Raw genomic sequence first — 6,690 nt, 5'->3', positions numbered from 1 at the left:
ATAAATAGGTTATTTTGATTCTTATGGTGGAAAGTGGGACGTCCATAAGAAACAAAATAACTTGACATAAATAGAATGATCTGGTAGTGAAGTTGGGCATTATGCCAAGACAATCCAGATTAGACGCCCCAGGGGTATTACATCATGTAATGATCAGGGGCATAGAACGAAAAAAAATATTCCGAGAGGATGAAGACAGGGATAACCTACTTGAAAGACTATCCATTATTCTTCCAGAAACCAAAACATCGTGCTATGCCTTTGCCCTCATGCCAAATCATGCTCACTTTTTATTAAGAAGCGGTGAAGCAGGCGTATCTAAAGTAATGAGAAGACTCCTTACTGGGTATGCTGTCTATTTTAATAAGAAATACAAACGCCACGGCCAACTGTTTCAGAACCGATATAAATCCATTATATGCCAGGAGGATAATTATCTGCTTGAATTGGTAAGGTATATCCACCTTAATCCATTACGGGCAAAACTGCTACCAGGAATACCTGAACTCAATAAATATCCATACTCAGGTCATATTACAATCATGAATAACATTAAAAGAAAGTGGCAGGATGTAAAATATGTACTGGGATATTTCAATAAAAGCTTATCAAAGGCCAGAAAGGAATATGTAAGGTTTGTAGAGGAGGGCATAGAAAAAGGAAGAAGACCTGAATTGGTCGGCGGAGGGATGATAAGAAGCCTTGGGGGATGGTCTGAGGTGAGGAAAAACCCGTTAAAGAAGAATGAGAGAATAAAGGGTGATGAGAGGATACTTGGAGACAGTGAATTCATAACAGAGGTAATAGCCGAAGCAAATGAGGCATTTGACCGCAGATACAGGCTTAAAAAGAAAGGTTATGATATAAAGTTTGTAGAGAAGCTGGTTTTAGAAAGATATGGGATTGAAAAGGAAGATATGTACTCAGGCAGCAGGAGGAGCAGTATATCTGAGGCAAGGAGTGTATTCTGTTACCTGTGCGTAAGAGAGCTTGGTGAAAGCATGACATCCATAGCGAGAAGATTAGGTATATCCCAGCCGGCAGTAGGCTATGCTGTAGACAGGGGCAAGTCAGCAGCAAAAGCCAGGGGTATTGAGCTGAAAGGCTAATAACTTAGAATCTTATGGATTGTCCCCATGACCACACTTTTCGCTTTTGTCGCCCATTTTTTGTCGTTTTCCTCGTCTAAAGGATTCATGTTTCGAAGCAGAGAATCTACAAGGAAAGCTCTTTCCTCTATAGGAAGAGAAATAGCTTCATCAATTAAATCTTGTATTCTACTCATATGTTACCTCAGTAATATATTATTGCTGTTTATTACTAAAGCAGCACCATAAGAATGCAAGGGAAAAAATTATATATCTTTTCCCAAGTAGCCATTGTTGCTTCAGTTTCGTGGGAAGCCGGACTAAAGGCTATACCCGAAAATAACCTCTTTCCGGATGGAAACTAATTAATATATGAAAAACTAATTAATTATGTTAAATAGTGCACATTTAAAAACTGTCGTTTTTAATGTGAGCGGTCAGTCATTAGCATTCAACTTCTTGTTTAGCCATAGCCTTGTGCGATGGCGGATCAACAAAAGGTTTAAAAAACAATGATTTGGCTGATCCTGCTAGAAGTAAAATGAATATTTATTAATAATTAAAACAAAAATCTGAGTTAATTTTCCGGGGATAAAAATGGATAAATCAAGGATTGCGCTTGTTACCGGAGGGAGCGGGGGTATTGGTTCTGCTATTGCCTTTACTCTTGCTAAAAAGGGGTTTGATATCTGGCTGCATTATAACAAAAATCAGGCAAAGGCTGAGAAGATTGCAGAAGATATCAGGGGTGAAGGTGTAAAATGCAGCCTTTTGCAATTCGATGTAACCAATATGAATGCTGTAAAAACCACCCTTGAACCCATGCTTGAAACTGAAACCCCGTATGTGCTTGTCAACAATGCCGGTATCAGCCGTGATGCACTTATGATATGGATGAGTCAGGAGGAGTGGAACGATGTCCTTGCGATCAATCTTGACGGGTTTTTCAATGTTACAAAAATTGTATTGAACAGCATGCTCCGCAAAAGAGAGGGGAGGATAATCAATATCACCTCAACATCCGGTCAGAACGGGCTCGCTGGCCAGGTGAATTACTCTACAGCAAAGGCAGGGCTAATAGGTGCGACAAAATCCATTGCTAAAGAGGTGGCAAAACGCAATGTGCTTGTTAATGCTGTAGCGCCCGGTTTTATAGAAAGTGAGATGACAGAGGGGCTGCCAAAAGAGAATATACTGCCAATGATACCCCTTGGCCGGTTTGGAAAACCTGAAGATGTTGCCGGTATTGTCGCCTTTTTATGCTCGGAGGACGCCTCATATATAACAGGCCAGGTCTTTTCGGTTAATGGTGGCATATACATGTAAATGAAAGGGATACCGGGTTAACAGATGCATAGAGTGGCAATAACAGGTATAGGCATAATCTCATGTCTGGGTAATGATATAGAGACAGTGGGAAATTCATTGCGTGAAGGCAGGTCAGGTATTGTCATTGATGCAACCCGTGAAGAGATGGGATTCAGAAGCCCTCTGACCGGAGCAATCCAAGGCTTTTCACCTGATGCGTATCTATCAAGAAAGCAGAGAAAAACCATGCCTGATTTTGCAGTGCAGGCATATGCTGCATCAATGGATGCGATTAACATGTCCGGGCTTGATGAAAAGGCAATCCGGAACCCGGAGACAGGCATCATATTCGGGTGTGACTCAAGCTGTATTGCCGCTATCGAACAGGTAGAGATGTTAAGGGAGTCAGGGGAGACAAAATCCATAGGCAGCGGTCTTGTATTCCGCTCAATGACTTCAACCATAACCATGAACCTGAACACGATTTTTAAAACCAGAGGCGCATGCTGGACCATAAGCTCGGCCTGTTCAAGTGGCGGTCATGCAGTAGGTCAGGCTGCAAACCTTATTGCCCTCGGGCAACAGGAACGTATTATCTGCGGTGGGGCACAGGAGATAAACTGGGAATCCATGTGCAGCTTTGACGGCCTTGGCGCGTTTTCTGTTAATATCAAAAATCCAGTGGCTGCAAGCAGACCCTTTGATATAAACCGGGATGGCCTTGTACCGGGCGGTGGAGCCGCTGCAATTATACTTGAGCGATATGATCTCGCAAAAAAAAGAGGTTCAAAGATACTAGGTGAAATCACGGGTTATGGTTTTTCATCTGATGGTTCAAACCTCTCTGTACCTGACGGAGACGGCCTAGCCAGGGCAATGGAGATGGCATTAAAGGGTGCGGGAATAACTGTAACTGAAATAGATTATATCTGCGCCCATGCAACATCAACACCGGCAGGGGATGCGGCAGAAGGCTCAAATATTTTAAAGGTCTTTGGCGAAAAAACACCCTTTATCTCTTCAACAAAATCCATGACAGGTCATGAATTGTGGATGTCAGGGGCCTCACAGGTAGTATACTCTGTTATTATGGCGCAGCAGGGGTTTATTGCCCCAAACATAAACTTTAAAAAACCTGATGCAGCCCTCGAAAGACTTAATATAGTCAGAGAGACAAAGGATTATTCACCCCGGAATATACTGTGCAACTCAGCCGGATTCGGCGGGACCAATTCCTGCCTTGTTATACGGGTAGATCAATGAGCTATGATTGTGCAGTCATAGGCGCAGGTTTATCAGGGCTTGCCTCCTCGATTATCCTTTCAAAAAATGGTCTTAAAACCGCTCTGGTAGAGAAATCTGTTAGAACAGGCCCTGTTATCAGGGGTTTCAGGAGAAAAGGCTGCTATTTTGACACTGGTTTTCATCATGCTGGTGGAATAGGGAAAGGTAATAGCAGCAGGCTTATGCTTGATTATCTGGGTGTTTCAGAGCACCTAACCCTGTTTTCAACTGAAAATAATTATTATGATACTGTCAGATTCAGTGATTCCTCATTTGAATTCAGGTTTCCTAAGGGTCTGGAACAGCTTACAGTCTCTCTCAAACAGGTATTCCCTGATGATACCTCCCTTATCGATGCATATTTTAAGGAGATAAAAAGGCAGTGCTCTCTACTCCCGTTTATTAACCTTAATGCTGATATAAAGGCCATGAATATCCTTGAAAATGTTCATGGGATCAGCCTTTATGATTTTCTGTCACGTCACACAGATAATCCTTATCTTAAATCTGTCTTGAGTATACACTCTCTTTTAAATGGTGTGCCTCCCTGTGAGCAGGGATTAAACAATTATGCATATATAGTCGGGCCATATTATGAATCTGTAAATTATATTGATGGAGGAGGCACCACCCTTGTGGATGCATATGAAAAGAGAGCCCTGAAAAATGGCGTTGACATATTTTTAAACAGTGAGGTTGAAAGGCTGATATTTTCATCTGCAGATGAGCTGAAGGGAATAGCTCTTAAAGATGGAACAGAGATCAGCGCAAAAAATATAATATCTACTATACACCCTTCACAGATTATGCATATTGTTCCTGATAAATATTTTAGACCTTCATATATTAAGAGGATCAGTACACTTGATGAGACCCCTTCAGCATTTATACTGTATGGAGTAACTGAAATTGATCTTGCAAAACTGATTGGACCCAGTCTGTACCTTGTACCTGCTGATGGAAATGCATTTGGCGATTACAGTAAAGAGGTGGAAAATCGTCCTGTTAATATAATTCTATCAGGTAATAAAATTAATGAAGGTGATACAAAAGGATTTATAATGATCTGCCCCGCCTCAATAAAAGAGGTGGAACAGTGGGGTGATTCAACCAGGGGAAAGCGCCCGCAGGGTTATTCGGATTTCAAGGACAATATATGCCAGAAGATGCTGGAATATTTTGTGTCATACTACCCGGAACTCAAGGGAAAGGTACAGGCAGTTGATTTTTCAACACCATTGACCTTGAGAGATTACAGTGGAAACCCCTCTGGCAGCATGTATGGCGCAAAACACAAGATAGATCAGTATAACCCTTTTCCAATTACAAGTATCAAGGGTTTATATCTGGCAGGGCAGTCCATTATTGCCCCTGGCCTCTTAGGCACGCTTGTTTCTGCCTTTCTGGCATGCGGCAATATACTGGGGCATGATTATCTTAGAGGAGCATTAAGAGGATGGAACCAAGAAGAGTAGTTATAACAGGGATGGGCGCTGTCTCACCCTTTGGGCAGGGGAGCGAAATATTCTATGATTCTCTTGAAAAAGGCAGGAGCGGGATAATACGTCATCCTGATCTTGAATCCATGGAAGGTGTCCGCTCAATGGTGGCAGGTAAAGTTAAAAATATAGACCCGATGGTTATACCTAGAAAGTTTCGACGTTCCATGTCTGATATGTCAGTATACTCAGTGCTTGCCTGTCAGGAGGCGCTTTCAATGGGAGGCATTTTTCCTGAAAATTATTCAAATGAAAATATGGGTATTGTCCTTGGGTCAACAATAAACAGCATTGATACATTTGTTAATTTTTTTAATGATTACTTTGTTAATAAAAACATGGAGAACATGCGATCAACAACCTTCTTTAAGCTGATGAACCATTCCTGCGCCTTTAATGTCTCTCAGGTCCTTGGTTTAAAGGGTAGGGTAATAGCCCCTTCTGCCGCATGCTCCACAGGTTGTCAGGCAGTTGGCATTGGTTATGAGATGATAGCATTTGGCAAACAGGACTATATGCTGTGCGGGGGAGCGGATGAATATCACCCCTTTACCACTATGTCTTTTGATCTGATCAATGCCGCTTCAACCGGTTATAATGCATCTCCATCAAAAACCCCGAGGCCATTTGATCATGACAGGGATGGAATAGTCTGCTCTGAAGGGTGCGGTATACTGCTGCTTGAAACCCTTGAATCCGCTAAAGAGAGGGGTGCAGAGATTTTGTCAGAGGTAATAGGATTTGCCTCTACCTCAAATCCTGAAAACATAGCCAATCCCAGCGTTGAATCACTGATAGAGTGTATGAAAAAGGCATTGTCTGATGCAAATATTTCTCCTCATGATGTTGACTATGTGAATGCCCATGCAACAGGCACCATACAGGGGGATATTGAAGAGAGCAGGGCAATATACGAGGTTTTTGGCGCGAATGTCCCTGTAAGCAGTCTTAAAGGACATATTGGCCATACAATGGCCGCAAGCGGAAGCCTTGAATTGATCGCCTCTATCCATATGATAAAAAGAAAAGAGGTAATACCAACATTAAACCTTGAAAATATTGATGATTTATGCAAGATAGTAAACCTTGTTAAATCCTTGGAAACAAGGGATATTAAATGTGTTTTAAAGAATAATTTTGCCCTTGGAGGGGTAAATTCATGTCTGATTATACGGAGCTGTGAGCATGACTAATGATGAAATTATAGATACCATAAACAGTGCCCTGGTTAAGGAGTTTGAGCTGGATAAAGACAAGATGCACCCTGGCGCACATCTTTTTGATAACCTCGAACTGGACAGCCTTGATATGGTTGATATGGTTATTGTACTTGAAAATGCATTCAAATTTAAAATAACCGAAGAAAAGGATATCCGTGATATCAGGACCCTTGGTGACATACATAATTTTGTAATTAAAAAAAGTAATGAGATCAGGAAGGGATAATAATAATCCTTTTTCATTACCATCCTATGAAAGAAATGATAAATGCCATTTGCCGGAAAATTTTT

Annotated in this window: 7 protein-coding genes; 6 read left to right on the top strand and 1 reads right to left on the bottom strand. The window is 41.5% G+C overall.

Features of this window, described 5'->3' with window-relative positions; all coding sequences use genetic code 11:
* Positions 1 to 101 precede the first annotated feature (101 nt).
* The gene (locus GX654_15015) at positions 102 to 1,109 is read left to right on the top strand and encodes a transposase (protein ID NLD38174.1); all 1,008 of its coding nucleotides are present in this window, start codon (positions 102 to 104) and stop codon (positions 1,107 to 1,109) included.
* Here the strand turns inward: GX654_15015 and GX654_15010 are convergent.
* Entirely contained in the window at positions 1,106 to 1,285 is a 180-nt protein-coding gene (locus tag GX654_15010; protein ID NLD38173.1) for an addiction module protein, read from the bottom strand. The genes GX654_15015 and GX654_15010 overlap by 4 nt on opposite strands.
* Positions 1,286 to 1,685: 400 nt before the next feature.
* Here GX654_15010 and fabG point away from each other — a divergent pair, with 400 nt between their 5' ends.
* Genes fabG through GX654_14985 form a run of 5 tightly spaced genes read left to right on the top strand, consistent with a single transcriptional unit; the run spans position 1,686 to position 6,625 of the window.
* Entirely contained in the window at positions 1,686 to 2,414 is a 729-nt protein-coding gene (gene fabG / locus GX654_15005; protein ID NLD38172.1) for a 3-oxoacyl-ACP reductase FabG, read from the top strand.
* Positions 2,415 to 2,438: 24 nt separating this feature from the next.
* Positions 2,439 to 3,659 (top strand): beta-ketoacyl-[acyl-carrier-protein] synthase family protein, encoded by a 1,221-nt coding sequence (locus GX654_15000; GenBank protein ID NLD38171.1) that lies wholly within the window; start codon positions 2,439 to 2,441, stop codon positions 3,657 to 3,659.
* Positions 3,656 to 5,155 carry an NAD(P)/FAD-dependent oxidoreductase gene (locus GX654_14995; protein NLD38170.1) on the top strand — a complete coding sequence of 500 codons (1,500 nt, stop codon included), beginning with the start codon at positions 3,656 to 3,658 and terminating at the stop codon, positions 5,153 to 5,155. Before GX654_15000 ends, GX654_14995 begins: the two co-directional genes overlap by 4 nt.
* Positions 5,137 to 6,372, top strand: coding sequence for a beta-ketoacyl-[acyl-carrier-protein] synthase family protein (locus tag GX654_14990; GenBank protein NLD38169.1), 1,236 nt, complete (start codon positions 5,137 to 5,139; stop codon positions 6,370 to 6,372). The genes GX654_14995 and GX654_14990 overlap by 19 nt, the downstream gene beginning before the upstream one ends.
* The gene (locus GX654_14985; protein ID NLD38168.1) at positions 6,365 to 6,625 is read left to right on the top strand and encodes an acyl carrier protein; all 261 of its coding nucleotides are present in this window, start codon (positions 6,365 to 6,367) and stop codon (positions 6,623 to 6,625) included. The genes GX654_14990 and GX654_14985 overlap by 8 nt, the downstream gene beginning before the upstream one ends.
* Positions 6,626 to 6,690: the final 65 nt, after the last annotated feature.

This window comes from Desulfatiglans sp., assembly GCA_012513605.1.
GTDB lineage: Bacteria > Desulfobacterota > DSM-4660 > Desulfatiglandales > HGW-15 > JAAZBV01.
The sequence above is the reverse complement of the archived record's forward strand: the minus strand, read 5'-3'. Positions and strand labels throughout refer to the sequence as shown.

What these genes read in the sequence shown, in the direction of transcription:
- GX654_14990 (NLD38169.1), top strand. Translation starts at nt 5,137, where the DNA reads ATGGAACCAAGAAGAGTAGTTATAACAGGGATGGGCGCTGTCTCACCC.
- GX654_15000 (NLD38171.1), top strand. Translation starts at nt 2,439, where the DNA reads ATGCATAGAGTGGCAATAACAGGTATAGGCATAATCTCATGTCTGGGT.
- GX654_15010 (NLD38173.1), bottom strand. Translation starts at nt 1,285, where the DNA reads ATGAGTAGAATACAAGATTTAATTGATGAAGCTATTTCTCTTCCTATA.
- GX654_14995 (NLD38170.1), top strand. Translation starts at nt 3,656, where the DNA reads ATGAGCTATGATTGTGCAGTCATAGGCGCAGGTTTATCAGGGCTTGCC.
- GX654_15015 (NLD38174.1), top strand. Translation starts at nt 102, where the DNA reads ATGCCAAGACAATCCAGATTAGACGCCCCAGGGGTATTACATCATGTA.
- fabG (NLD38172.1), top strand. Translation starts at nt 1,686, where the DNA reads ATGGATAAATCAAGGATTGCGCTTGTTACCGGAGGGAGCGGGGGTATT.
- GX654_14985 (NLD38168.1), top strand. Translation starts at nt 6,365, where the DNA reads ATGACTAATGATGAAATTATAGATACCATAAACAGTGCCCTGGTTAAG.